This is a genomic window from Bradyrhizobium sp. AZCC 2262 (genome assembly GCF_036924535.1).
Classification (GTDB): Bacteria; Pseudomonadota; Alphaproteobacteria; order Rhizobiales; family Xanthobacteraceae; genus Bradyrhizobium.
Genome location: NZ_JAZHRT010000001.1, coordinates 8,834,253 through 8,857,059, shown reverse-complemented (window position 1 = coordinate 8,857,059; position 22,807 = coordinate 8,834,253). Strand labels below are relative to the sequence as shown.

General features: G+C 62.8%; 21 protein-coding genes. 7 read left to right on the top strand and 14 right to left on the bottom strand.

Annotated elements, in window-relative coordinates; translation table 11 throughout:
- The first annotated feature begins 18 nt into the window (after positions 1-18).
- The gene (locus V1283_RS41595) at positions 19-570 is read left to right on the top strand and encodes a DUF924 family protein (protein WP_334392373.1); all 552 of its coding nucleotides are present in this window, start codon (positions 19-21) and stop codon (positions 568-570) included.
- 107 nt (positions 571-677) lie between these two features.
- Positions 678-1,163, top strand: coding sequence for a peroxiredoxin (locus tag V1283_RS41590; RefSeq protein ID WP_334392372.1), 486 nt, complete (start codon positions 678-680; stop codon positions 1,161-1,163).
- Positions 1,164-1,358: 195 nt separating this feature from the next.
- On the opposite strand, the gene rnhA is transcribed toward V1283_RS41590, so the two are convergent.
- From rnhA to ispH, 3 genes are read right to left on the bottom strand one after another with little or no spacing between them, the layout of a single operon-like run.
- Positions 1,359-1,808, bottom strand: coding sequence for a ribonuclease HI (gene rnhA, locus V1283_RS41585; protein ID WP_334392371.1), 450 nt, complete (start codon positions 1,806-1,808; stop codon positions 1,359-1,361).
- Positions 1,805-2,785 carry a homoserine kinase gene (locus V1283_RS41580; protein WP_334392370.1) on the bottom strand — a complete coding sequence of 327 codons (981 nt, stop codon included), beginning with the start codon at positions 2,783-2,785 and terminating at the stop codon, positions 1,805-1,807. The genes rnhA and V1283_RS41580 overlap by 4 nt, the downstream gene beginning before the upstream one ends.
- Before the next feature lie 5 nt (positions 2,786-2,790).
- Positions 2,791-3,774: a 4-hydroxy-3-methylbut-2-enyl diphosphate reductase gene (gene ispH, locus V1283_RS41575; protein WP_334392369.1), complete on the bottom strand. Its 984-nt coding sequence runs from the start codon at positions 3,772-3,774 to the stop codon at positions 2,791-2,793.
- Positions 3,775-3,995: 221 nt separating this feature from the next.
- Here ispH and V1283_RS41570 point away from each other — a divergent pair, with 221 nt between their 5' ends.
- Positions 3,996-4,691: a DUF1013 domain-containing protein gene (locus V1283_RS41570; RefSeq protein ID WP_334392368.1), complete on the top strand. Its 696-nt coding sequence runs from the start codon at positions 3,996-3,998 to the stop codon at positions 4,689-4,691.
- 70 nt (positions 4,692-4,761) lie between these two features.
- On the opposite strand, the gene V1283_RS41565 is transcribed toward V1283_RS41570, so the two are convergent.
- The 11 genes from V1283_RS41565 to V1283_RS41515 all read right to left on the bottom strand — a co-directional run bounded on the left by V1283_RS41565 (position 4,762) and on the right by V1283_RS41515 (position 17,302).
- Positions 4,762-7,242 (bottom strand): ATP-binding protein, encoded by a 2,481-nt coding sequence (locus V1283_RS41565; protein ID WP_334392367.1) that lies wholly within the window; start codon positions 7,240-7,242, stop codon positions 4,762-4,764.
- Positions 7,243-7,519: 277 nt separating this feature from the next.
- Positions 7,520-7,726 (bottom strand): DUF6494 family protein, encoded by a 207-nt coding sequence (locus V1283_RS41560; protein ID WP_334392366.1) that lies wholly within the window; start codon positions 7,724-7,726, stop codon positions 7,520-7,522.
- A 13-nt stretch (positions 7,727-7,739) separates the two neighbouring features.
- Positions 7,740-8,009, bottom strand: a complete 270-nt coding sequence (locus V1283_RS41555; protein WP_442895825.1) for a hypothetical protein — start codon at positions 8,007-8,009, stop codon at positions 7,740-7,742.
- A gap of 165 nt (positions 8,010-8,174) precedes the next feature.
- Positions 8,175-8,885 carry a nitroreductase gene (locus V1283_RS41550; protein ID WP_334392365.1) on the bottom strand — a complete coding sequence of 237 codons (711 nt, stop codon included), beginning with the start codon at positions 8,883-8,885 and terminating at the stop codon, positions 8,175-8,177.
- A 2-nt stretch (positions 8,886-8,887) separates the two neighbouring features.
- Positions 8,888-10,132, bottom strand: coding sequence for an acyl-CoA dehydrogenase (locus V1283_RS41545; RefSeq protein WP_334392364.1), 1,245 nt, complete (start codon positions 10,130-10,132; stop codon positions 8,888-8,890).
- 120 nt (positions 10,133-10,252) lie between these two features.
- Positions 10,253-11,500, bottom strand: a complete 1,248-nt coding sequence (locus V1283_RS41540) for an acyl-CoA dehydrogenase (protein WP_334392363.1) — start codon at positions 11,498-11,500, stop codon at positions 10,253-10,255.
- Between the two features lie 122 nt (positions 11,501-11,622).
- The gene (locus V1283_RS41535; protein WP_334392362.1) at positions 11,623-12,750 is read right to left on the bottom strand and encodes an acyl-CoA dehydrogenase family protein; all 1,128 of its coding nucleotides are present in this window, start codon (positions 12,748-12,750) and stop codon (positions 11,623-11,625) included.
- Between the two features lie 163 nt (positions 12,751-12,913).
- A complete protein-coding gene (locus tag V1283_RS41530; RefSeq protein WP_334392361.1) occupies positions 12,914-14,785 on the bottom strand; it encodes an AMP-binding protein in 1,872 nt (623 codons plus the stop codon).
- Positions 14,786-14,825: 40 nt separating this feature from the next.
- Entirely contained in the window at positions 14,826-15,632 is an 807-nt protein-coding gene (locus tag V1283_RS41525; protein ID WP_334392360.1) for an enoyl-CoA hydratase/isomerase family protein, read from the bottom strand.
- Between the two features lie 155 nt (positions 15,633-15,787).
- The gene (locus V1283_RS41520; RefSeq protein WP_212442804.1) at positions 15,788-16,546 is read right to left on the bottom strand and encodes an SDR family NAD(P)-dependent oxidoreductase; all 759 of its coding nucleotides are present in this window, start codon (positions 16,544-16,546) and stop codon (positions 15,788-15,790) included.
- A gap of 90 nt (positions 16,547-16,636) precedes the next feature.
- Positions 16,637-17,302, bottom strand: a complete 666-nt coding sequence (locus V1283_RS41515; RefSeq protein WP_334392358.1) for a TetR family transcriptional regulator — start codon at positions 17,300-17,302, stop codon at positions 16,637-16,639.
- Positions 17,303-17,454: 152 nt separating this feature from the next.
- Here V1283_RS41515 and V1283_RS41510 point away from each other — a divergent pair, with 152 nt between their 5' ends.
- The 4 genes from V1283_RS41510 (at position 17,455) to mbfA (ending at position 22,735) form a co-directional block, all read left to right on the top strand.
- Positions 17,455-18,627: an acetyl-CoA C-acetyltransferase gene (locus tag V1283_RS41510; RefSeq protein WP_334392357.1), complete on the top strand. Its 1,173-nt coding sequence runs from the start codon at positions 17,455-17,457 to the stop codon at positions 18,625-18,627.
- A 107-nt stretch (positions 18,628-18,734) separates the two neighbouring features.
- Positions 18,735-20,273, top strand: coding sequence for an acyl-CoA synthetase (locus V1283_RS41505; protein WP_334392355.1), 1,539 nt, complete (start codon positions 18,735-18,737; stop codon positions 20,271-20,273).
- 245 nt (positions 20,274-20,518) lie between these two features.
- Positions 20,519-21,670, top strand: a complete 1,152-nt coding sequence (locus V1283_RS41500; protein ID WP_334392354.1) for an alpha/beta fold hydrolase — start codon at positions 20,519-20,521, stop codon at positions 21,668-21,670.
- A 93-nt stretch (positions 21,671-21,763) separates the two neighbouring features.
- Entirely contained in the window at positions 21,764-22,735 is a 972-nt protein-coding gene (gene mbfA, locus V1283_RS41495; RefSeq protein WP_334392353.1) for an iron exporter MbfA, read from the top strand.
- Positions 22,736-22,807: the final 72 nt, after the last annotated feature.

The window sequence follows — 22,807 nt, the reverse complement described above, 5'->3', positions numbered from 1 at the left end:
GCGTACGGCTTTCGGCCGATGGTTGAAGCTTCCGTCACGCCGGCCGCAATTCTGGCGTTCTGGCGTGACGCCGGCCCTGACCGCTGGTACAGCCGCGACGACGCCTTCGACGCGGAGGTGCGACGGCGCTTTTTCGGCCTGTGGCGGCGCGCGGTGGCCGGCGAACTATCGTCATGGGAAACGAGCGATGACGGCGCGCTGGCGCTCGTCATCGTGCTCGACCAGTTTCCCCGCAACCTATTCCGCGACGACGCGCGGACCTATGCCAGCGATGTGTTGGCGCGCGAGGTAGCGCACCGCGCGGTCGAAAACGGCGTGGACGCGCGGGTCGATCCGGTTTTACGTGAATTCCTCTATCTGCCGTTCATGCACTCCGAGCATCTGGCCGACCAGTTGCGCTGTATCGAGCTGTCACGGGAGGCGGGGCTTGTCGAAAGTGCGAAGTGGGCCGAGCACCACGCCGATATCATCCGCCGGTTCGGCCGCTTCCCCCATCGCAACCGCCTTTTGGGCCGTTCGAGCACGCCGGAGGAGCAGGCCTTCCTGGACGAAGGGGGCTTTTCGCCCTGATGACGCAACAGTGAATGACCGTCACGGTTGCCGTTTCCACGCCTACGAATATTGTGCCGGCGAGCCGCAGGGGCTACAAAACAGCGCTCATTGAGGGAGAATTGACGATGACGATCCAAGTTGGCGACAAGCTGCCGGAAGCCAAGTTTCGCGTGATGACGGCGGAAGGTCCGCAGGTCAAAACCACCGACGATATTTTCAAGGGCAAGAAGGTGGCGCTGTTCGCGGTGCCCGGCGCCTATACCGGCACCTGCCACAAGATGCACCTGCCCAGCATCTTCCTCAACGCCTATGCCATCAAGGACAAGGGCGTGAACACCATCGCCATCGTCTCGGTCAACGACGCCTTTGTCATGAACGCCTGGAAGCGCGACACCGACCAGCGCGACGAGGCGGTGTTCCTCGCCGACGGCAATGCCGACTTCACCAAGGCGATCGGCATGGAGCTCGACGCCTCCGGCAACGGGCTCGGCATCCGCTCCAAGCGCTACTCGATGCTGGTGGACGACGGCGTCATCAAGAAGCTCAACCTCGAGCCGGCGCCCGGCAAGGTCGAAGTCTCGGGCGGCGATACGCTGCTCGGGCAGCTATGAGCTGAGGCGCGTCGTCGCATGCGTTCTTCCTTCTCCCCTTGTGGGAGAAGGTGGCGGACGCAGTCCGCCGGATGAGGGGTTGTCTCCGCATCAACGGTCTGTGTTTGCTGAGAGAACCCCTCACCCGTCGCCTCACTTCGTGAGGCGCCACCCTCTCCCACAAGGGGAGAGGGGAAGAGGGAGCTACCGTACCAACTACTTCAACCTCGCCATCGCGACGCCTTCGCGCGCCAATTGATCGGCGCGCTCGTTTTCGGCGTGGCCGGCGTGGCCCTTGATCCAGTGCCAGCGCACCTGATGCGGTTTCAGCGCGGCATCGAGCCGCTGCCACAGTTCGACATTCTTGACCGGCTTCTTGTCGGCGGTGCGCCAGCCGTTTTTCTTCCAGCCGTGGATCCAGCCGGTGATGCCTTGGCGCACATACTGGCTGTCGGTGGTGAGGTCGACCACGCACGGCTTCTTCAGTGCCTCCAGCGCCGAGATCGCCGCCATCAGCTCCATGCGGTTGTTGGTGGTGTGTGCCTCGCCGCCCTTCAGCTCCTTCTCCTTGTCGCCGAATCTGAGGATGGCGCCCCAGCCGCCGGGGCCGGGATTGCCCGAGCAGGCGCCGTCGGTGAAGACCGTTACGTGAGGGGGCTCGCTCAAGCGACGCATCCCGGCTGGGTCAGGCCGTAATCGCGCACGCTCGCGACGTTCTGGTGGAAGCGCAGCTTGCGGACATATTCGAGCGGGTCCTTGGGCTTCACCAGTGCGCCCGGCGGCACGTTGAGGAAATCGACCAGCCGTGTCAGCAGGAAACGCAGCGCCGCGCCGCGCGCCAAAAGCGGCAGCGCCTCCTGCTCGGTATCAGACAATTGCCGCTCGCGGCCATAGGCGTTGAGCAACGCACGGGCCTTGGTGACGTTGAAGGAATGATCCGGCTCAAAACACCACGCGTTCAGGCAGATCGCGACGTCGTAGGCCAAAATGTCGTTGCAGGAAAACGGGAAGTCGATCAGCCCCGACAGCTTGTCGCCGAGGAAGAACACGTTGTCGGGAAACAGATCGGCATGGATGACACCGGGCGGCAGATCTTTCGGCCAGCACGCTTCGAGGTGATCGAGCTCGCGCGCGATGAAGTCCTGCAAGCCGGGCGCGACGCTATCGGCGCGTGGCGCGGCGAGATCGAACAACGGCCGCCAGCCCTCGACCGAAAGCGGGTTCTTGCGGACAAGCGGAAAATCCCGCCCCGCCAGATGCATCTTCGCGAGCGCCTCGCCCACGCCGGTGCAATGCGCGGCGTTGGGCCGCCGCGGCCACACGCCTTCGAGAAAGTTGATGATCGCCGCGGGACGCCCGGCCAGCTCGCTGTAGACCTCGCCCTTGCGATTCCTCGCCGGCTGCGGGCAACGCACGCCGCGCTCGGCCAGATGCGCCATCAGCGACAGAAAGTACGGCAGGTCGTCCACCGCCACGCGCTTTTCATAGAGCGTGAGGATGAACGCGCCCTTGCTGGTGTGCAGCAGGAAATTGGAATTCTCGACGCCCTCGGCGATGCCCTTGTAGGAGAGCAACTCGCCGATGTCGTAGCCTTTCAGGAACTCCGCGAGGTCTTCGGCGGCGACGTCGGTGTAAACCGCCATCGCGACTACTCGGCGGCAGCTTCGGGCCGCAGCGAACGCGGCAACGGGAAGAACTCGTTCTCCTCCGCAGCCGACACCGTCTCCACATGCAGTTCGAACCGCTCGGCGAAGGCGCCCATGATTTCCTCGACGATCACTTCCGGCGCGGACGCGCCAGCAGTGATGCCGAGGCTCTTGATGCCTTCGAAGCGCGCCCAGTCGAGGTCAGAGGCGCGCTGCGCCAGCACTGAGACCGGGCAGCCCTCGCGCTCGGCGACTTCGCGCAGGCGCTGCGAGTTCGACGAGTTCGGCGCGCCGACCACGATCAGGGCATCGACCACCGGCGCCACCTTCTTCACCGCGAGCTGGCGGTTGGTGGTGGCGTAGCAGATGTCTTCCTTGTGCGGCCCGTTGATGTTCGGGAAGCGCTCCTTGAGCAGCGCGACGATCTCGGCGGTGTCGTCGATCGACAGCGTCGTCTGGGTGACGAAGGCGAGGTTGTTGGGATCCTTCGGCGCGAACGTCTTGGCGTCCTCAGCGGTTTCGATCAGCGTCACCGCGCCGGTCGGCAACTGGCCGAGCGTGCCGACCACCTCGGGGTGATGCGAATGCCCGATCAGCAGGATTTCGCGGCCGCGCTTGAAATGGATCGCCGCCTCGCGGTGCACCTTGGTGACCAGCGGGCAGGTCGCATCCAGCGAAAAGAAATTGCGGGCGCGGGCGTCGGCCGGAACCGATTTGGGAACCCCATGGGCCGAAAATACCACCGGAGCATTGGTATTATCGGGGATTTCGGCGAGTTCCTCGACGAAGATCGCGCCTTTGGTCTTCAGGCTGTCGACCACGTAGCGGTTATGCACGATCTCGTGGCGGACATAGACCGGGGCGCCATAGATGGCGAGCGCCCGTTCGACGGTATCGATGGCCCGCACCACCCCGGCGCAGAAGCCACGGGGAGAACAAAGCACGATTCTGAGGTCTGGTTTGGCTGACGTTGACACAGAAGGCATTGGGGCTATCTCGAGGACCGAATCACCCCTAGCCGGCGGGCTGGGAACGGCCAGTTCGGATAAGGACTTGGGACTGCTTTCGGGCTCTGTCAAGGCACTTTAGCAGACCATTGCGCCAATACCCCGGGAAGGCGTATATAGCGCCCTAATTCCCGTCATCACCGATGACCATAGGCTTCGCCTCCAAAAAAGAGGTGGGCGAGGCACAAAGGAGATTTGCCATGAGCAATGCACCGCTGATGCCAAAAGCGACTGCCGTGTGGCTGGTTGACAATACCGCGCTGACCTTCGACCAGGTGGCCGATTTCACCAAAATGCACCCCCTCGAGGTCCGCGCCATCGCCGATGGCGACGCTGCCCAGGGCATCAAGGGCATGGACCCGATTTCAACGGGACAATTGAGCCGCGACGAGATCGAAAAGGGCGAAAAGGACCCGAATTACCGCCTCAAGCTTGGCGAGAGCAAGGTTGTGCTGCCGCCGGCCGCCAAGAAGAAGGGCCCACGCTACACTCCGGTGTCGCGCCGCCACGAGCGGCCGAGCGCGATCCTGTGGCTGGTTCGCAACCACCCCGAGCTGAAGGACGCGCAGATCATGCGCCTGGTCGGCACCACCAAGACGACCATTGCGAGCGTCCGCGACCGCACCCACTGGAATGCCTCGACGCTGACCCCGATGGACCCGGTGACGCTCGGCCTGTGCTCGCAGATCGAGCTCGATTTCGAGGTACAGCGCGCCGCCAAGGAAAAGCCGGTGCCCGCGGCTTACGGCGGCGCGACGCTGCTGCCGGCCTCCGAGACCACCAAGAAGGAGCCGGAATTCGAGACGAGCGAGAAGACCGAAGACGATCTCAACGTCGACGCCGTGTTCGCCAAGCTGAAGACGATCGGCGGCAAGAAGCAGGACGACGAGGAATAGGAATTCTGGCGACGGCGGGTCGACCAAACGCGGCGGGGCAACCTGCCGCGTTTTTGTTTTGCGGGCGCGATCAAGATCGGGCCGCGCCGGCTGGATTGCCGGAAATCGATCCCTGACAAAGCCATGTAACGTGCTGCAGCAACTCGTCCGCAGAGAACGGCTTGGTCAGCACAGAAATGCCCTGTCCAGCAATCGAGTCCACGATCTCCGAGCGGACGTCCCCGGTCATGACAATGGCCGGGATGTTCCGGTCAAGAGCCGCCCGCAAGTCACTGACTGTCGTAACCCCGTTTGTCGACCCGCGAAGATTGTAGTCGCATAACAGCATGTCAGGCCGGATTTCCTGCCGGCGGACGCGCGTCAGCGCGTCGTCTGCCGTTGCGACCACGATCGCCTCTATGCCTTTCGCTTTGAGCAGACGGCTGATCGACGCGCGCACGCTCGCCTCGTCCTCCACGACAAGTATGGTGCCACGGAAGTCGCCCCTCTGATATCGCGGCGTCTGCGCTCGCTCAGGCGCATCACCGTTGGCATCTCCACGAGGGACCTCAATCGAAATCACGGTGCCTTTGCCCGGAGTGGAACGCGCACCGATCGCATGGTCCAGCATCTCTCCGAAACGTCTGACGATCGCCAGGCCCAATCCCAAGCCCCCGCGCGCGGCTTCGGGCGAGCCCTGATAGTACTCCTCAAATATATGAGGAAGCTGATCTTGCGTGATGCCGATGCCGCTGTCCCAGACCTCGATCCGAACCTTGTCACCCACCCGCCGGCATCCCAGCAAAATCCTTCCCCGATCGGTGTATCGCAGCGCGTTCGAAAGCAAATTGCGTATCATCGTTTCGAGCATTCGCTTGTCGCTGCGGACCACGAGTCCGGAACGCACCGCGCGCCACCGTAGCCCCTTGTCTGTAATGGAATCGGAGAAATCGGCCGCCAGAGATTCAAATATCTCGGAGATCGCGAAGTCGCCCCTCGACGGACGCAGATTTCCCGCCTCGAGACGATTCACGTCAAGCAGGCTCGACAGAATACCGGACATGGTGTCGAGGGATCGCGCCATTCCGCCGACGAGGTCGCGCCCCTCGCCATCCGTGAGGTGCAGCCCGAGTGCCCCTTGCAGGAACCTCAGCGTTTGCAATGGCTGTCGCAAGTCATGGCTGGCGGCCGACAGGAAACTGGATTTTGCCCGATCTGCCAATGCTGCCGATTTCCAGGCGCGGGAAATCTCCTCCTCAAACCGCCTGCGCTCCGTGATGTCGGTCGTCAGGCCATTGATGCGTACCGGCTTCCCGGCAGAGTCCACATGAGTAATGGCAACCTGCTCCAGCCACACTTCGCCGCGCCCGTCCGGCCGCAAGAAGCGGAACGTCATCGAATGTGAGAGGTCATCGAAACGAGCCGTACTCAGGCGAGCTGCGACGGACGGACGATCATTGCGATGAATGCATCTCATCCATTCCGCGCTGCTGAGAGATTGCCGCGGACCAAGGCCGAGGATTTTCGCCGCATTCGGGCTCAGCTCGATCGAACCGGTCTGGAGATTCCAATCGAAGGTGATCACGCCGCCGGCGCGAAGCGCTTCTTCCAGCCGCAGCTCTTTTTCGAGGATCGCGCGTTCATGCAACCGCCGCTCGCTGAACAGAGCCGCCAGAACCAGCGCGCCGAACGACGTGGCCAGAATGGTCGCCTGAGCAGACAGGATGCGTTCTTCGAGTGGCAAGCGCGTGTCGCCGAAAAGACCAACGCCAAATATCGTCGTCCAGACAATCGTGATGGCGCACATGAACGTTGCGGCTGCCGTAAAGGCCGGGCGAACACGGGCGGCCGTCCACACGAACAGCGGACAGAGCGAGGCAATCGCAAGTTCGAGTGTCCACGACTCATTGGGCAGAAAGACCAGGAGCAAACAAACCGTGGCCACGACCGAGAGTGCGAAAGCCCCCTCTGCAATTTCGCGCCGTGGCGAAGGGTTGCGCAGGAACGAGGCGAGCCCGATCACAAGCGGCGCGACCGTAATGGTACCCAGCGTCTCGGTAGTGACCCAGTGGCGCCAAATCGTGATGGCGGATGAGGTTGAGGAATGAAAGAGCACAAATCCCAGCGTGCCCACGATGCCGCCGACCAAGGCTGCAACTATCGTGGCGCCGAACAATTCAACAACACGACGCAGCTCATTGAGCTCGAATGGCGCGCCGCTGGATCGCTGGATCAGCCCCCCGACAATAAGGGGGCCGCACGAATTGGCCACGGCAAAAAATGTCGAGCTGGCAAGATTGCGATCGCCCATCAAATTGGCTGCGAGAGTGGCGGCGACCACGCCGGTGACGACCGGCAACCGTACGGCCGGACCGAACGCCACCAGGAATCCCGTGGCGACGCCCGCAGCCGGCCAGAACAGCGCGATGCCATCCGACTTGTCGAGCAGCGCCAGGCTAAGACGCGCGGCGAAGAAGAAAACGATCGCGACGGAGACTGAAATGGCCCATGGCGGCCCTGCCAAAAGCGGCCGCTCCAGCGGTCGACTATTTGCGGCGATCTCCGAGCTCATAGCCTGCCCGCTGAGCAAGAGAAAATTCGATTATGTTCAAATTCGAATTCTTCGTCAGTCAATCCGTGGCGACCACGTCTCCTGCAGAGATATCATTCTCCCACTCAGTATTTAATCTCCAAGGTCGCGTGACAAGCGGAATCCGTGCGCTCTGGCCCCGGTCGGCGTGCGCTCCGCGCGCCCGACAAACCCACGGGCGCCATCTGATCCAGTTGTCAAGGAATGTGGTAGCCGTGTTCTCGGGCAAGCGCCGGCTATTCGGGGTTCTCCCCCGGACCTAACCCAACTCAATCTCGTCGGCGATTTCGTGCGAGAGCGTGACGCCGCCGATGGTCAGCACCATCTTCGCCGGCAGCTTTTCATTGCCCTTGAGCTTGCCAGACTCGATCGCTTCGCGCACGGCTTTCTCGATCTCGCGCTGCGAGGTGATGCCGACCTTCTTGAGGAATCTGCGCAGGCTGGCATTGAAGACGTCTTCGTTCATCAGAGCCTCCTGATCACGGCCTGACCGGATTGTTCAGCATCTGCTCGGCGAGATTGCGTTGGGCCCGGTCGGTGCGGGCGTTGGCATTGCCGCGCTGGACGTCGCGGTTCTTGCGGCAGTTGACATAATCGTTCGAACCGACGGCGACATTGTTGGCGCGGCAGAATGCGTCGTCGTCGGCGCTGGTGTCGACCATGGTCGGCTGGCCGCGTTCGAGGCAGCCGGTGAGCAACGGGGCTGCCAGCAGCAGCGCGATGAAGTGCTTTGCGGGTCCAAGTTTCATTGGCGGCCTTCCGTTTTCCATCCCGTCATTGCCGGGCGCCTGTCCCCAACCTGATCGGGATGACCCTGCAATCCATCGAAAAGATGGCAGCCTGCTTTGAAGCCGATGGATGCCCGGGTCAAGCCCGCGGCTGCCCGGTCTAATTGGGGCGTTTTTGTTCCCGGTTCAATCGATATAAGTGACGGTATCGGCCACGCTCGCCCGCGAGGTGCGGTAGCTGTTCACCTTGTGCGAATGGTCGGCATAGCCGAACGAGATACCGCAAACCACACGGCGGTCGTCGGCCAGCTTGAAGTGGCGGCGGATCAGCCCGGAATGCCGCGCCAGCGCGGCCTGCGGAATGGTGCCGAGGTCGAGCGCCTGGGCGGCCAGCATGAAGTTGGAGACATAGGCGCCGCAATCGACCGCGCCGTAGATGCCGAGCGGCTCATCGGTGTGAATGATCGCGACATGCGGCGCGCCGAAGAAATTGTAGTTCTCCAGCGCCTGTTTCGCATACGCCATCTTGTCGCCTCTGACGATGCCGAGCGTGTTGTAGAGCTGAAAACCGCTCTCGCGGCGGCGATCGAGATAGACGCCGAGATATTCGCGCGGCGGCGTGAAATCGTGATCATCCCTGGCGCCGGACGCGGCCTCGGCATAGATCGCCTTGCGGAACCCCTCCTTGGCCTCGCCGCTCGCGATCAACACCTGCCAGGGCTGGCTGTTGCACCAGGACGCCGTGCGCTGCGCCACCGTGAGGATGTGCTCGATGGTCTCGCGCGGCACCTCCTGCGGCAAGAACGCGCGCACGGAGTAGCGCTCGTTCAAGAGCTCTTCGAGCACGCCGACGCGATCATCGGTCGCATAGTGTGCCTTCGGCGCCTTTGCGTCCATGATCAGCGTCCCTTGGTCGGGATCTTGTTGAACGGCACGTCCTTGTCGACGCGGATGTCACCCGGCAAACCAAGGACACGCTCGGCGATGATGTTGCGCAGGATTTCATCCGTACCGCCGGCAATACGCATCGAGGGTGACGACAACAGCATCTGCTGGAACTGGCCGCGTGCCGCTTCCTCATCCGCGCCTGTCAGCACGCCAGCCGCTCCTTCCAGATCCATCGCGTAGGTCGCGATATCCTGCAGCATCGTGCCCGAGACCAGCTTGCCGATCGAATTCTCCGGGCCCGGACGCTCGCCCTTGGAGAGCGAGGAGATCGCGCGGTAGCTGGTGTATTTCAGCCCGCTCGCCTTCACCGCCCAGCTCGCAAGTTTTGAGCGCGTCGCGGGATCGTCGATCGCGAGCCCGTCATCGGTCATCAGGTTCGAGCAGAACTCGAACATTTCCGGAAAGCCCGTCGCGAGCCGCGAGCCGATCGACATCCGCTCGTTCATCAGCGTGGTCAGCGAGACGTTCCAGCCGTCGCCGACCGCGCCGAGACGCTGGTGATCGGGGATCACCACATCGGTGAAATAGACCTCGTTGAACTCCTGCATGCCGTTGGCTTGCTTGATCGGCCGCACCTCGACGCCCTTGCTCTTCATGTCGAGGAAGAACATCGTCAGGCCCTTGTGCTTGGGCACATTGGGATCGGTTCGCGTGATCAGAAGGCCGTAATCAGAGTAGTGCGCGCCCGAGGTCCAGATCTTCTGGCCGTTGACGATCCAGTTGTCGCCCTGCTTTTCCGCGCGCGTGCGCAAGCCCGCAACGTCGGAGCCGCCAGCCGGCTCGGAAAACAACTGGCACCAGATATGCTCGCCGGAAGCAAGCTTCGGCAGATAGTGCCGCTTGTGCTCCTCGCTGCCGAACGCCATCACGGTTGGGCCGCACATGCCCTCGCCGATCTGGAACGGCTGCGTCAGCTTGCCGTAGACGCCCTCTTCCTGCTGCCAGATCACCTTCTCGATCGGGGTCGCGCCGCGGCCACCATATTCCTTCGGCCAGTGCAGGCAGGCCCAGCCGCCTTCGGCCTTCTTCTTCTGCCAGGCCTTGCCGACATCGACGATTTCTTCCTTCTCCAGCCGGATGCGGCCGAGCGAAGACTTTGACAGCTCCGCCTCATATTGCTTCGGCGCGTTGGCCGCGACCCATTTGCGGGCGGTGGCGCGAAATTCGGCTTCCTGCGGGGTATCGTCGAAGTTCATGGCGGCTTCCTTTTTCCTTGTCATTCCGGGGCGTGCGCGGAACGCGCACGAACCCGGAATCTCGTTCCACAACTGCTGGATTCCGGGTTCGCGCTGACGCGCGCCCCGGAATGACGAAAACTACGCCCGACCCTTGGTCGGGATCTTGTTGAACGGCACGTCCTTGTCGACCCTGATGTCGCCGGGCAGGCCAAGCACGCGTTCGGCGATGATGTTGCGCATGATCTCGTCGGTGCCGCCTTCGACACGGGTGCCCGGGGCACGCAACAGCATCGCCTGGAATTTTCCGGCGACCTCGGCATCCTCAGGCCCGCTCAGCACGCCGGCGGCGCCCTGCAGGTCCAGCGCGTACATCGCGACTTCCTGGACCATCGAACCCGCGACCAGTTTGCCGATCGAATTTTCCGGACCGGGACGCTCGCCTTTCGACAGCGCCGAGATCGCACGCATGCTGGTGTATCGGAGGCCACTGGCCTTCACCGCATAGTTCGCAAGCCTTGAGCGAACGCTGCGATCCTCGATCGCAGGTCCGTCTTCCAGCATCAGGCTGTTGCAGAAGTCGAACAATTCCGGGAAGCCGGTCGAAACGCCGGCGCCGATCGACATGCGCTCGTTCATCAGCGTGGTCAGCGACACGTTCCAGCCATCGTTGACGGCGCCCAGCCGCTGCGAATCCGGAATCTTCACATCGGTAAAGTAGACCTCGTTGAAGTCGGATTGTCCGCTGGCCTGCTTGATCGGCTGCACCTCGACGCCCGGGCTCTTCATGTCCAGGAAGAACATGGTGAGACCCTTGTGCTTGGCGACGTTAGGATCAGTACGCGTGAGCAGAATGCCGTAATCCGAATAATGCGCGCCCGAGGTCCAGATCTTCTGGCCGTTGATGATCCAGTCGTCACCCTTCTTCTCGGCGCGGGTGCGCAAGCCCGCGACATCGGAGCCGCCGGCGGGTTCGGAGAACAATTGACACCAGACCTTCTCGCCCGACGCCAGCGGCGGCAGATACTTACGCTTCTGCTCCTCGCCGGCGAACGCCATCATGGTCGGCCCGCACATGCCGTGGCCGATGATGAACATGCCGGAGAGCTTGCCGAACGGGCCCTCCTCCTGCTGCCAGATCACGCGCTCGATCGGCGACGAGCCGCGGCCACCATACTCCTTGGGCCAATGCAGGCAGGCCCAGCCGGCATCGGCCTTCTTCTTCTGCCAGGCTTTTGCGACCTCGAGAATGTTGGCGCCCTTGAGCACGGTGCGGCCGAGCGAGGACTTTCGAAGTTCTTCCTCATATTGCTTCGGCGCGTTGGCGGAGATCCACGCCTTGGCCTCAGCGCGGAACGCGGCTTCCTGCGGGGTGTCGTCGAAGTTCATCGGACTTCTCTTTCTGTCATTCCGGGGCGCGCGAAGCGCGAACCCGGAATCTAGAGGTTACTGACTCATCTCGAGATTCCGGGTTCGATGCTTCGCATCGCCCCGGAATGACGTTCATAAACTTACGCCGCGTTCTTCTTGCGCATGCGGTCGATCAGCTGATCTTCCCAATACGACAGGCTGCCGAGCGTCAGCGCGGTGGTGTTGGCGCGGCGGTAGTACATGTGGCAGTCGAACTCCCACGTAAAACCCATGCCGCCGTGGACCTGGATGTTGTTCTTCGAGCAGTGCTGGAACGCCTGCGTCGCGCTGATGCGTGCGGCCGCTGCGGCTTCCGGCAGTTCCGATGCGTTGGTCGAGAGCGCCCAGGCTCCGTAATAGCAATTCGAGCGCGCCAGCGTCGCCGAGACATACATGTCGGCGAGGATGTGCTTGACCGCCTGGAACGAGCCGATCGGCCGGCCGAAGGCGATACGGTCGAGTGCATAGTCGCGGCCCATTTCGAGCGCGCGGTCGGAGCCGCCGACCTGTTCGAAAGCGAGCAAGACGGCCGCGCGGTCGAGCACTTGAGTGAGGATGCTCCAGCCGTCACCGGCGGCGCCGAGCGGCTCGGCCTTGGCGTTCTTGAAAGTGAGTTCGGCCTGGCCACGGGTCGGATCGACATTGGTCAGCGACTTGGCTTCGACGCCGCCGGCCTTCAGATCGACTAGGAACAGCGAGATGTCGGAATCGCGTCCCGTGGAACCGGTACGCGCGGCGACCACGGCGAAATCGGCAATCGCGCCATCTGGCACCGGCTTCTTCACGCCGTTAAGTGTACCGCCAGAGGCCTGCAGCTTGATCGCCCTTGGCGACGGATTGCCCTTGCCTTCGAACAGCGCCAGCGTGCCGATCGCCTCGCCGCTCGCGATCTTCGGCAGCCATTTCTGCTTCTGTGCGTCCGAGCCGGCCAGCAGCAGCGCCTCGGCGGCGAGGTAGACGGTGGAGGAGAATGGCACCGGCGCATTCGCGCGACCCATTTCCTCCGCAATCACGCAGAGTTCGAGATGGCCCGCGCCCGCGCCGCCGAACGCTTCGGGGATCGCGACGCCGAGAAAACCCATCCCGGCAAGCCCCTGCCACAACGCCTTGTCATACGGCGCCTTGCCGTCGAGCACCTCGCGCACGGCCTTCGGCGGGCATTTTTCGGCGAGAAACTTCCTCGCCTCGTCGCGCATCTGCTTTTGTTCGTCGGAGAAATCGAAATTCATGGCGGTCTACCTCAGTTGCGTTCGTCGTGTTTGTTCGCCGTCATTCCGGGGCGATGCGCAGCATCGAACCCGGAATCTCGAGATTCCCCCGGGGGTGCAATTGCACCCCTGAGGTCTGGTCCTTCGGACCATCCCGGAATGACGGGTGGAGGGAGCGTTGTTTTCATTGCAGCACAATCACGTCTTCGCCGGGCTTATCGGCGTAAAGCTTCTCCACCAGCGCGGCGCGGCGCTCGAGGCCGGCGCGCTGGTTGATGTAGCCCTTGTCGGTGAGTTCGTTGCCGTCGATCGAGGGCGGCTCGGCCATCAGCATGGCCCGCGCGATCCGCATGCTGCTGCCGGTGGTGGACGCGTTGTGCGCTTCCAGCCCGCGCTTCAGGCAGGCGATCACCTCGGGATGCTTGACCACGTCTTCAAACGTTGCATCGGGATTGCCTGTTATCTGCCGGCAGGCGTGCAGATTGGGCCAGGCGAGCAGCCCAATGAATTTCCGATCTTGCCCGGCGACCAGCGCGTCGTGCACCGCGGGCGTGGCGGCGGCGATCGCATCCGTGCGCAGCGAGCCGACCTGGACGAAAGTGCCGGTCGTGAGCTTGAAATCCTCGACCACGCGGCCGGCGAAGATGATGCCCTGCAAGGGATCCTTGTCATCGACAAACACGCCGGCATCGCCGATGCAATAAAAACCTTCCTCGTCAAACATCTTGCTGGTCAGGTCGGGCTGGCCGAAATAGCCCGGCGTGACGTTGATGCCGCGCAGCCGCAGCTCGTATTTCGATCCGCACGGCACCAGTTTCAGTTCGACGCCGGGGAACGGCAGGCCGATCAGGCCGACGCGCTCGGTGTCCCAATAGGTGCCGGTCGAGGTCGGCGCGGTCTCGGTCGAGCCCCAGCCCGTGTAGAACACGATACGCTCGCCGGTGGTCTTCACCGCCAGCGCCTGCATGCGGTCATAGAGATCGTCCGGCAGCCGCGCGCCGCCATAGGCCATGATACTCAGGTTTTTGAAGAAGCTGCGGCACAGCGCATCGTCCTTCTCCATGGCGGCGGCCAGCGCCGCATAACCGGCGGGCACGTTGGCGTAATAGGTTGGAGACACCTCACGGAGATTCTTGATGGTCTCTTCGAGCTGGCCGGGCATCGGCCTGCCGTCGTCGATATAGAGCGTGCCGCCATCGACCAGGATCGGATTGAACGCGGCGTTGCCGCCCATGGTGTGATTCCACGGCATCCAATCGAGCACGGTCGAAATCGGCCCGTTCGGTTCGCGCGGGCGCACCTGCATCATCATCGTCGCATTGGCGCACATCATCTCCTGCGTGTTGATGACGGCCTTGGGCATGCCGGTCGAGCCCGACGTGAACAGCAGCTTGCCGACGGTATCGGGCGTGATCTTCGCAATCGAGTCCTCGACCGCTTTTGTCACCGGCGTGGCCGCAAGATCGGCAAAGGACACGTTCTTGATGCCGTCGCAGGGCCGCAAAACATGGACGACGGTGACGCCGGTCAAATCAAGTGCCTTCAACGCCTTCTCGAAGGTCGGCCCGTCCTGCACCATCACGACGGCAGGCTTGATCAGGTCAAAGAGGTATTTGAGCTTGAGGTGATCCTGGCTCATCAGCGAATAGGCCGGCGACACCGGTGCGGCCGGCAAGCGCGCCTGCATCGCGGCCTGCGTCATCAGCGCATGCTCGATCGAATTGCCGGACAGGATCGCGACGGGGCGGCCTTCCGCGAGGCCGAGATTGAATAGGCCCTGTGTCAGCCCGTCGACAATGCGCTTGGCTTCGCCGTAGGAGACTTTGCGCCATTGCCGATCGGCGCCGCCGCGTTGCGCCAGCCAGATGCGCTCGGGCGCCTGCTTCGCCCATTTCGCGAGCGACGCCGGAATATGCTTCTCGTAAGGCTGCAGCGGAATGCGCGACTTCAGGATGATGACGCCATCCGGACGACGCTCGACCGCGATGTCGCGCGCCAGCCATTCGATCTTGCGAAAGGCCGGCTTGGTCAACACGGCGGCAGCACTCCCACTCATATTGCGTCTCCCGGAATACGATCCTTTGCGGATCTTGTCGTCATCGCTTGATATAGACAGGCTTTCGCTTTTCGAGAAAGGCCCTGATGCCTTCGTTGAATTCTTCCGATCGGCTGCACAGCACCTGATTGCGGTCTTCCATCGCGATCACGGCTTCGATAGACCCCGCATCGACGCTCATGTTGAGGCATTCCTTGGACAGCCTTAAGCCCACCGGCGAAGCCGTCATCATCGCATCGACGTAAGGCTCGACCGCAGCGTCCAGCCCACCTTCCTCGACCACTTCAGAAACGAGCCCGACGGCCAGCGCACGCTCGGCGCCGATGAAGCGACCAGTCAGGATCAATTCAGAGGCGACCGACACGCCGACCAGCCGCGGCAGAAAATAGGACGTGCCGATGTCGCAGCCGCCGAGGCCAAGCTTGATGAAGGCGCAGTTCATCCGCGCGGATTTTGTGGCGATGCGGATATCGGCGGCGAGTGCCAGCGCAAAGCCGCCGCCCGCCGCCGCGCCCTGAACCAGCGCGATGATCGGCTGCGGACAGCGCCGCATCAGCATCACGATGTCGGCAATGCGGCGCTGCGAGTCCAGCGACTCCGTCACGCCGGGTGGTTCCTGCTGCCCGGCCCGGCGCTTCATCGCGTGTTTGAGATCGAGGCCAGCGCAGAACGCGCTGCCGGCGCCCTTAAGCACCACGACGCGAGTCGAACGGTTGCGCTGCAGGCCCTCGAAATAGGCGTTGAGCGCATCGATCAGGCTGGGATCGAGCGCGTTGAGACTGTCCGGGCGATTGAGCGTGACCCAATCGACGCCTTCATGATGTTCGATCAGTAGCGATTGGGACATGCGGATCTCCCATCCATCGTCGTCCCGGCCTCGAGCCGGGACCCATACGCCGTGTCGTATCGATGGGGCATGATGGCAGAGACCTTCTGCAACAAGAACCGCCGCGGAGTATGGGTCCCCGCTTTCGCGGGGACGACGATGGCTATTGCTGTGCCCTACCGCGGCGCCATGCGGATGGCGCCGTCGAGACGGATGGTCTCGCCGTTGAGCATCGGGTTCTCGACGATGTGAACCGCGAGGTTGCCGTACTCGGAGGCATCGCCGAGGCGGGCCGGATGCGGTACCTGCGCACCGAGGCTCTTGCGGGCCTCTTCGTTGAGGCCCATCAGCAGCGGCGTCAGGAACAGGCCCGGCGCGATGGTGTTGACGCGGATCTTGAGGCTGGCGAGGTCGCGCGCGGCCGGCAGCGTGAGGCCGACGACGCCGCCCTTCGATGCCGAATAGGCGATCTGGCCGATCTGGCCTTCATAGGCCGCGACCGAGGCGGTGTTGATGGCAACGCCGCGCTCCTCGCCGATCGGCGGCGCGGTGGCGAGCCTTTCTGCGAACAGACGCAGCACGTTGAAAGTGCCGATCAGATTGACATTGATGATGCGGACAAACTTCGCCAGCGGATAGACACCGTCCTTGCCGACGGTGCGCTGCGAGCCGCCGATGCCGGCGCAGTTCATCAGCACGCGCGCGATGCCGTGGGCGGCTTCGGCTTTCGCAATCGCCGCCTTGATCGCTTCTTCGTCGGTCACGTCGGCGTGAAGGGCGACGCCCTTTACTTCCGCGGCGACCTTTTCGGCGTTTTCCTTGTTCTGGTCGATGACGCCGATTTTCGCGCCCTTGGCGGCCATGGCGCGGGCGGTCGCGGCGCCGAGGCCGGAGCCACCGCCGGTAATGAGAACGGCTACGTCTTGCAACTGCATGGTAACAACCTTTCCTTCCTTGTGCGTTTCTTCTCTAAGATGGCGAATGGCGAATAGGGAGTAGCGAATGGATTAGCTGCGATCCATTCGCTACTCCCTATTCGCTATTCGCCCATTCAACATTCCGCCGCAGATCAGCGCTTCCATGTGCTTGATGTACTGACGGCAGACTTCATCGGTGACGGGACCGACCCCTGTCGCGCGCGACATTGCGTGGCGGCCAAAGAACAGGTGATCGCAGGCGCCGACCAGGCTGGTGTAGAACATCACGGGATCGATGTTGCGGAACTCGCCCGCCTTGATGCCCTCCGCGAGCAACCGCCGCTGGAACTCCAAAAGCGGCGCCACGAAAAACTTCGACACCTCGTCGGCCGCTTCCGTGCTGCTTTCATGCAGCAAGTAATGGATCAGCCGGTTCATATAGGGGAACTGGTAATAGGCGCGGATGATGCCGCCGATATGCAGCTTGAGTTTCGCGGTCGGCGAGATCGGCTGGCTGATCAGATATTCTAGCTGCGACATCTCGGTCGCGGCGTCGCGCGCCAGCAACGCCAGCAACAGCCCGTCCTTGTTGCCGAAATGGTATTTCACCAGCGCAGCGTTGACGCCCGACTTTTGCGCGATGTCGGACAGCGACACTTCGATCGAGGCGCGCTCGATCATCAGTTCGCTCGCCGCGACAAGCAGCTTCTCGGCGGTGCTGTTTTTACCGCCCGGAGGCCTGGTCGGTACGCTGGTATTCAACTGCGATGCCATCACTGCCTGGTCCGGAAATCCGGGCCGCACATAAGCGCATGCCGCGCCTGCACTCAAGAGTTAATTGATTGATTGACTAAATCCTACAGCGCCCCTTAAATCCGGCCCAACTTTCCAACACCCACCAACAACAATCCTAAGGGAGAACAGACATGGCCGAGGCCTATATCGTTGCCGCCGCACGTACCGCAGGCGGCCGCAAGGGGGGACGTCTCGCAAGCTGGCATCCGGCCGATCTCGCCGCTTCCGTGCTGAATTCGCTGGTCGATCGCACCAAGGTCGATCCCGCGCAGATCGAGGACGTGATCATGGGCTGCGTGATGCAGGCCGGCGAGCAGTCCAACAACATCGCCCGCAACGCGGTGATGGCCTCCAAGCTGCCCGAGAGCGTACCCGCGACCTCGGTCGACCGGCAGTGCGGCTCGTCGCAGCAGGCGCTGCATTTCGCCGCGCAGGCCGTGATGGCCGGCTCGATGGACATCGTGATCGCCGCCGGCGTGGAATCGATGACGCGCGTGCCGATGGGCCTTGCTTCGCAGCTCCCCGCCAAGAACGGGTTCGGCCATTACAAGAGCCCGGGCCTCGAGCAGAAATATCCGAACATCGTGTTCAGCCAGTTCACCGGCGCGGAAATGATGGCGGAGAAGTACGGGCTGTCCAAGGACCAGCTCGACGAATATTCCTACAACAGCCACCAACGCGCGATCGCGGCGACCCAGGCCGGCAAGTTCAAGGACGAGATCGTTTCGCTGCAGATCACCCGCGCCGACAATTCGACCGACACCCACCATATCGACGAGGGCATCCGCTTCGACGCCAGCCTCGACGGCATCAAGGGCGTCAAGCTGATCGCGGAGAACGGCAAGCACACCGCCGCCAGCGCCAGCCAGATCTGCGACGGAGCTTCCGGCGTGATGGTGGTCAATGAACGCGGCCTCAAGTCGCTCGGCGTCAAGCCGCTGGCGCGCATCCATCACATGACCATGATGGGCGGCGATCCCGTGATCATGCTGGATGCGCCCCTCCACGCCACCAAACGGGCGCTGGAGAAGGCCGGCATGTCGATCAACGACATCGACCTCTTCGAGGTCAACGAGGCCTTCGCGGCCGTGCCTGTCGCGTGGCTGCAGACCACCGGCGCCGATCCGGCACGGCTGAACGTCAACGGCGGCGCGATTGCGCTCGGCCATCCGCTCGGCGGCTCCGGCACCAAGCTGATGACCACGCTGGTCAATGCGCTCAAGCAGAACAACAAGCGTTACGGCCTGCAGACCATGTGCGAAGGCGGCGGCATGGCGAATGTGACGATCGTCGAGCGGCTGTAGGAATAGCGAATGGCGAATAGCGAATGGTGAGTAGGTGAAGGGCGACCGCCTGCCCTTCTTCCCTATTCGCCATTCGCTACTCGCCATTCGCGTTCTGAGGAACACCCATGACCCACCCCTCCATCCACGCGCGCACCTACCCGAACAAGATCGCCTATCAGATGGCGGCGACCGGCAAGGCAATCACCTATCGCGAACTCGACGAGCTCTCGAACCAGGGCGCGCATCTGTTTCGTTCGCTCGGGCTGAAGGCCGGCGACCACATCGCGCTGTTGATGGAAAACCGCCTCGCCTTCATGGAAATCTGCTGGGCGGCGCAGCGCGCGGGCCTCTATTACACCGCGATCAGCCGCTATCTGACGCAGGACGAGATCGCCTACATCGTGAAAGACTGCGGCGCAAAAGTCTTCATCACCACGCCGAAATGCGCCGAACAGGTCAGGGGCCTTGTCGGCCAGATCGGCGGACCGCTGCTCTACATGATGGACGAGCCCGAGCCGGGCTTCCGCTCCTTCGACAAGGAGGCCGCCGAGCAGCCGGCCATGCCGATATCGGATGAAGTAGCGGGCTACGACATGCTCTATTCCTCCGGCACCACCGGGCGTCCGAAAGGCATCAAGAAGGAATTCGAGGGCAAGGCGATCGACGTGCCGAACCCGCTGCTGAAAATTCTCTGCGCCGACATGTGCGGCATGTCGTCCGACAGCATCTATCTGTCGCCGGCGCCGCTCTATCACGCGGCTCCCTTGCGCTTCAACATGATGGCGATCACGCTCGGCGGCACCTCCATCATCATGGAGCATTTCGACGCCGAGGAATTTTTAAAACTCGTCGAGAAATACAAGGCCACGCAGTCGCAACTGGTGCCGACCATGTTCGTGCGCATGCTGAAGCTGCCGGACGAGGTGCGGACGCGCTACAACGTCTCAACGCTGAAAGGCGCGATCCACGCCGCCGCGCCCTGCCCGGTCGACGTGAAGGCAAAAATGATCGATTGGTGGGGACCGATCCTGATCGAATATTACGCCGGCTCCGAAGGCAACGGCGTCACGGTTTCGACCTCGCAGCAATGGCTCACCCACCGTGGCACCGTCGGCCGCGCCGTGGTCGGCAAGGTGAAGATATTGGACGAGAACGACGAGGAGCGTCCCGTGGGCGAGATCGGCACGGTCTATTTCGCCGATGCACCTGTTTTCACCTATCACAACGATCCCGAGAAGACGAAGAAGGCCTACAATGAAAAAGGCTGGTCGACGCTCGGCGACGTCGGCTATCTCGACGCGGAAGGCTTTCTCTATCTCACCGACCGCAAGAGCTACATGATCATCTCCGGCGGCGTGAACATCTACCCGCAGGAGACCGAGGACGTCCTGATCACCCATCCTGCCGTCTCCGACGTTGCCGTGTTCGGCGTGCCGAACGAGGAGATGGGCGAGGAGGTCAAGGCCGTGGTGCAGCCGCACGACATGTCCAAGGCCGGAAAGGAGCTCGAGGCCGAACTGATCGTGTTCTGCCGCAAACATCTGTCGCCGATCAAATGCCCGAAGAGCATCGACTTCGAAGCCGAATTGCCGCGCACGCCGACCGGCAAACTGGTGAAGCGGCATCTGCGGGACAAGTACTGGCCGAAAGCGGTGAAGGCGTAGGGAATTGCAGGGTGGGCAAAGGCGCGAAGCGCCGTGCCCACCATCAGCACCCTGCTCGTGTTGGTGGGCACGCTTCCGCCTTCGCTCTTCGAGCTACGGCGGACAAGCCGCTTTGCCAACCCTACGAAATGCCGCAAATGTTTCGTCATGCCCGGGCTTGTCCCGGGCATCCACGTCTTTACAGTCTCGTTTCACAAAAAGACGTGGATGGCCGGGACAAGCCCGGCCATGACGAGGCAAATATCATGACCACCCTTCCCGACATCCCGCTCCCCTCCACCATCCGGTCCCGCTACGTGGAAGATATCAACGGCCTGCGCATGCACGTGCTCGAAGCCGGCTTCGAGACCAAAGGCCGGCCCTGCGTGCTGCTGTTGCACGGCTTTCCCGAACTCGCTTACTCTTGGCGCAAGGTGATGCCGGTTCTGGCAGCGGCCGGCTATCACGTGATCGCGCCGGACCAGCGCGGCTACGGCCGCACCACCGGATGGGATCCGAGTTACGACGGCGGTCTCGGCGCGTTCCGGCTCCCCAATCTGGTGCGCGACGCGCTCGGACTGGTGTCGGCGTTTGGCCACCGCTCTGTCGATGCCGTGATCGGGCATGATTTCGGCTCGTCCGTTGCCGCCTGGTGCGCGCTGATCCGGCCGGACGTGTTTCGATCGGTCGTATTGATGAGCGCCCCGTTCGGCGGACCGCCATCGCTGCCGTTCGACACCGTGGACGAGCCGGTCAAACCGGCTGCCAATGACCCCATCCATCGCGAGTTGGCGGCGCTGCCGCGGCCGCGCAAGCATTACCAATGGTACTATTCGACGCGCGAGGCGAATGACGACATGCACCACGCGCCGCAAGGCGTGCATGATTTCCTGCGCGCCTACTATCATCACAAGAGCGCGGACTGGAAAGACAACGACCCCTACCCGCTCAAATCATGGTCCGCGGACGAAATCGCCAAACTGCCGACCTATTACGTCATGGACCTCGCCAAGGACATGGCCACGACTGTCGCGGAGGAAATGCCATCGGCCGCCGAGATCGCCGCCAACAAATGGTTGCCCGACAGCGAGCTTGCCTTCTACAGCGCCGAATATGCCCGCACCGGCTTCCAGGGCGGCCTGCAATGGTATCGCTGCGGCACCTCGGGCGCGTTCGTGCCGGAACTGCAGACGTGGTCGGGCCGCACCATCGACGTGCCCTCCGCCTTCATCTCGGGCAAGCAGGACTGGGGCACCTATCAACGCCCCGGCGTGTACGAGGCCATGCAGAAGGCCTGCACCAACATGATCGGAAGCCATCTCGTCGATGGCGCGGGCCACTGGGTGCAGCAGGAGCAGGCTAACGAGGTGAGTTGGTCGCTGGTGCAATTCCTTCGAGGAGCAAAGGCAAGCGCGTAGACGGGGGCGAAGGCGAACCAGGCCACGCCCGGCAATTGACGGCGGCGACAGCCAATATTAGAATAATTCTAAACTACAAAAAGGCGCTGTCCCGTGAAGAATTTCGCCGATCTGACCGAGCGCGAGGTGCTGGCTGTTGCGATCTCTTCCGAGGAGGAAGACAGCCGCATCTACATGACGTTCGCGGAAGACCTCGCGGAACGCTATCCGGACTCGGCCAAGGTGTTCGAGGAGATGGCCGAGGAAGAACGCGGCCACCGCCATCGGCTGCTGGAAATGTACGAGCAGCGGTTCGGCGCACATCTGCCGCCGATCCGTCGCGAGGACGTCAAGGGATTTTTGCGAAGGCGCCCGATCTGGCTGACCAAGAACCTGTCGCTCGACACCATCCGCAAGGAGGTCGAGACGATGGAGCTCCAGGCCGAGCAATTCTACATCAAGGCCGCAGAGCAGGCCGAGGATGTCGGCGTACGCCGCTTGCTCGGCGACCTCGCCGAGGAAGAAAAGGGCCACGAAAAACTCGCGGTGAAGCTGACCGACGAAATCCTCAGCCCCGACGTGCGCGCCGAGGAAGACAAGACGCGCCGGCGCATGTTCGTGCTGCAATATGTGCAGCCGGGACTCGCCGGACTGATGGACGGCTCCGTCTCGACGCTGGCGCCATTGTTCGCCGCCGCCTTTGCCACGCATCAGAACTGGCAGACGTTTCTGGTGGGGCTTGCCGCCTCGATCGGCGCCGGCATCAGCATGGGCTTTGCCGAAGCACTGTCCGACGACGGCTCGCTGACCGGGCGCGGCTCGCCCTGGCTGCGCGGCATCACCTGCGGATTGATGACGACGCTCGGCGGCCTCGGCCACACCTTTCCCTATCTGGTGCCGGATAGCTGGCCGAACGCGTTCTGGATCGCCACCGCCATCGCCTGCGTCGTGGTGTTCTTCGAACTATGGGCGATCGCCTTCATCCGCGCGCGCTACATGGACACGCCATTCCTGCAGGCGGTGTTCCAGATCGTGCTCGGCGGCGCCATCGTGCTTGCGGTTGGGATATTGATCGGAGCCGCGTAGAAGTAAGGTGCGGCTGGATCGAAGCCGCTGGTCTAGCCCTATCCCCGTCATCCTGAGGTGCGAGCGGAGCGA

Coding starts and splice junctions, on each gene's coding strand:
- V1283_RS41580 (WP_334392370.1), bottom strand. CDS start 2,785: ATGGCGGTTTACACCGACGTCGCCGCCGAAGACCTCGCGGAGTTCCTG.
- V1283_RS41560 (WP_334392366.1), bottom strand. CDS start 7,726: ATGAACGAAGACGTCTTCAATGCCAGCCTGCGCAGATTCCTCAAGAAG.
- V1283_RS41520 (WP_212442804.1), bottom strand. CDS start 16,546: ATGCAGTTGCAAGACGTAGCCGTTCTCATTACCGGCGGTGGCTCCGGC.
- V1283_RS41595 (WP_334392373.1), top strand. CDS start 19: ATGGTTGAAGCTTCCGTCACGCCGGCCGCAATTCTGGCGTTCTGGCGT.
- V1283_RS41530 (WP_334392361.1), bottom strand. CDS start 14,785: ATGAGTGGGAGTGCTGCCGCCGTGTTGACCAAGCCGGCCTTTCGCAAG.
- ispH (WP_334392369.1), bottom strand. CDS start 3,774: ATGCCTTCTGTGTCAACGTCAGCCAAACCAGACCTCAGAATCGTGCTT.
- V1283_RS41505 (WP_334392355.1), top strand. CDS start 18,735: ATGACCCACCCCTCCATCCACGCGCGCACCTACCCGAACAAGATCGCC.
- V1283_RS41540 (WP_334392363.1), bottom strand. CDS start 11,500: ATGAACTTCGACGACACCCCGCAGGAAGCCGCGTTCCGCGCTGAGGCC.
- V1283_RS41515 (WP_334392358.1), bottom strand. CDS start 17,302: ATGGCATCGCAGTTGAATACCAGCGTACCGACCAGGCCTCCGGGCGGT.
- V1283_RS41565 (WP_334392367.1), bottom strand. CDS start 7,242: ATGAGCTCGGAGATCGCCGCAAATAGTCGACCGCTGGAGCGGCCGCTT.
- V1283_RS41545 (WP_334392364.1), bottom strand. CDS start 10,132: ATGAACTTCGACGATACCCCGCAGGAAGCCGAATTTCGCGCCACCGCC.
- V1283_RS41525 (WP_334392360.1), bottom strand. CDS start 15,632: ATGTCCCAATCGCTACTGATCGAACATCATGAAGGCGTCGATTGGGTC.
- V1283_RS41570 (WP_334392368.1), top strand. CDS start 3,996: ATGAGCAATGCACCGCTGATGCCAAAAGCGACTGCCGTGTGGCTGGTT.
- V1283_RS41510 (WP_334392357.1), top strand. CDS start 17,455: ATGGCCGAGGCCTATATCGTTGCCGCCGCACGTACCGCAGGCGGCCGC.
- V1283_RS41550 (WP_334392365.1), bottom strand. CDS start 8,885: ATGGACGCAAAGGCGCCGAAGGCACACTATGCGACCGATGATCGCGTC.
- V1283_RS41555 (WP_442895825.1), bottom strand. CDS start 8,009: ATGAAACTTGGACCCGCAAAGCACTTCATCGCGCTGCTGCTGGCAGCC.
- V1283_RS41535 (WP_334392362.1), bottom strand. CDS start 12,750: ATGAATTTCGATTTCTCCGACGAACAAAAGCAGATGCGCGACGAGGCG.
- V1283_RS41590 (WP_334392372.1), top strand. CDS start 678: ATGACGATCCAAGTTGGCGACAAGCTGCCGGAAGCCAAGTTTCGCGTG.
- V1283_RS41500 (WP_334392354.1), top strand. CDS start 20,519: ATGACCACCCTTCCCGACATCCCGCTCCCCTCCACCATCCGGTCCCGC.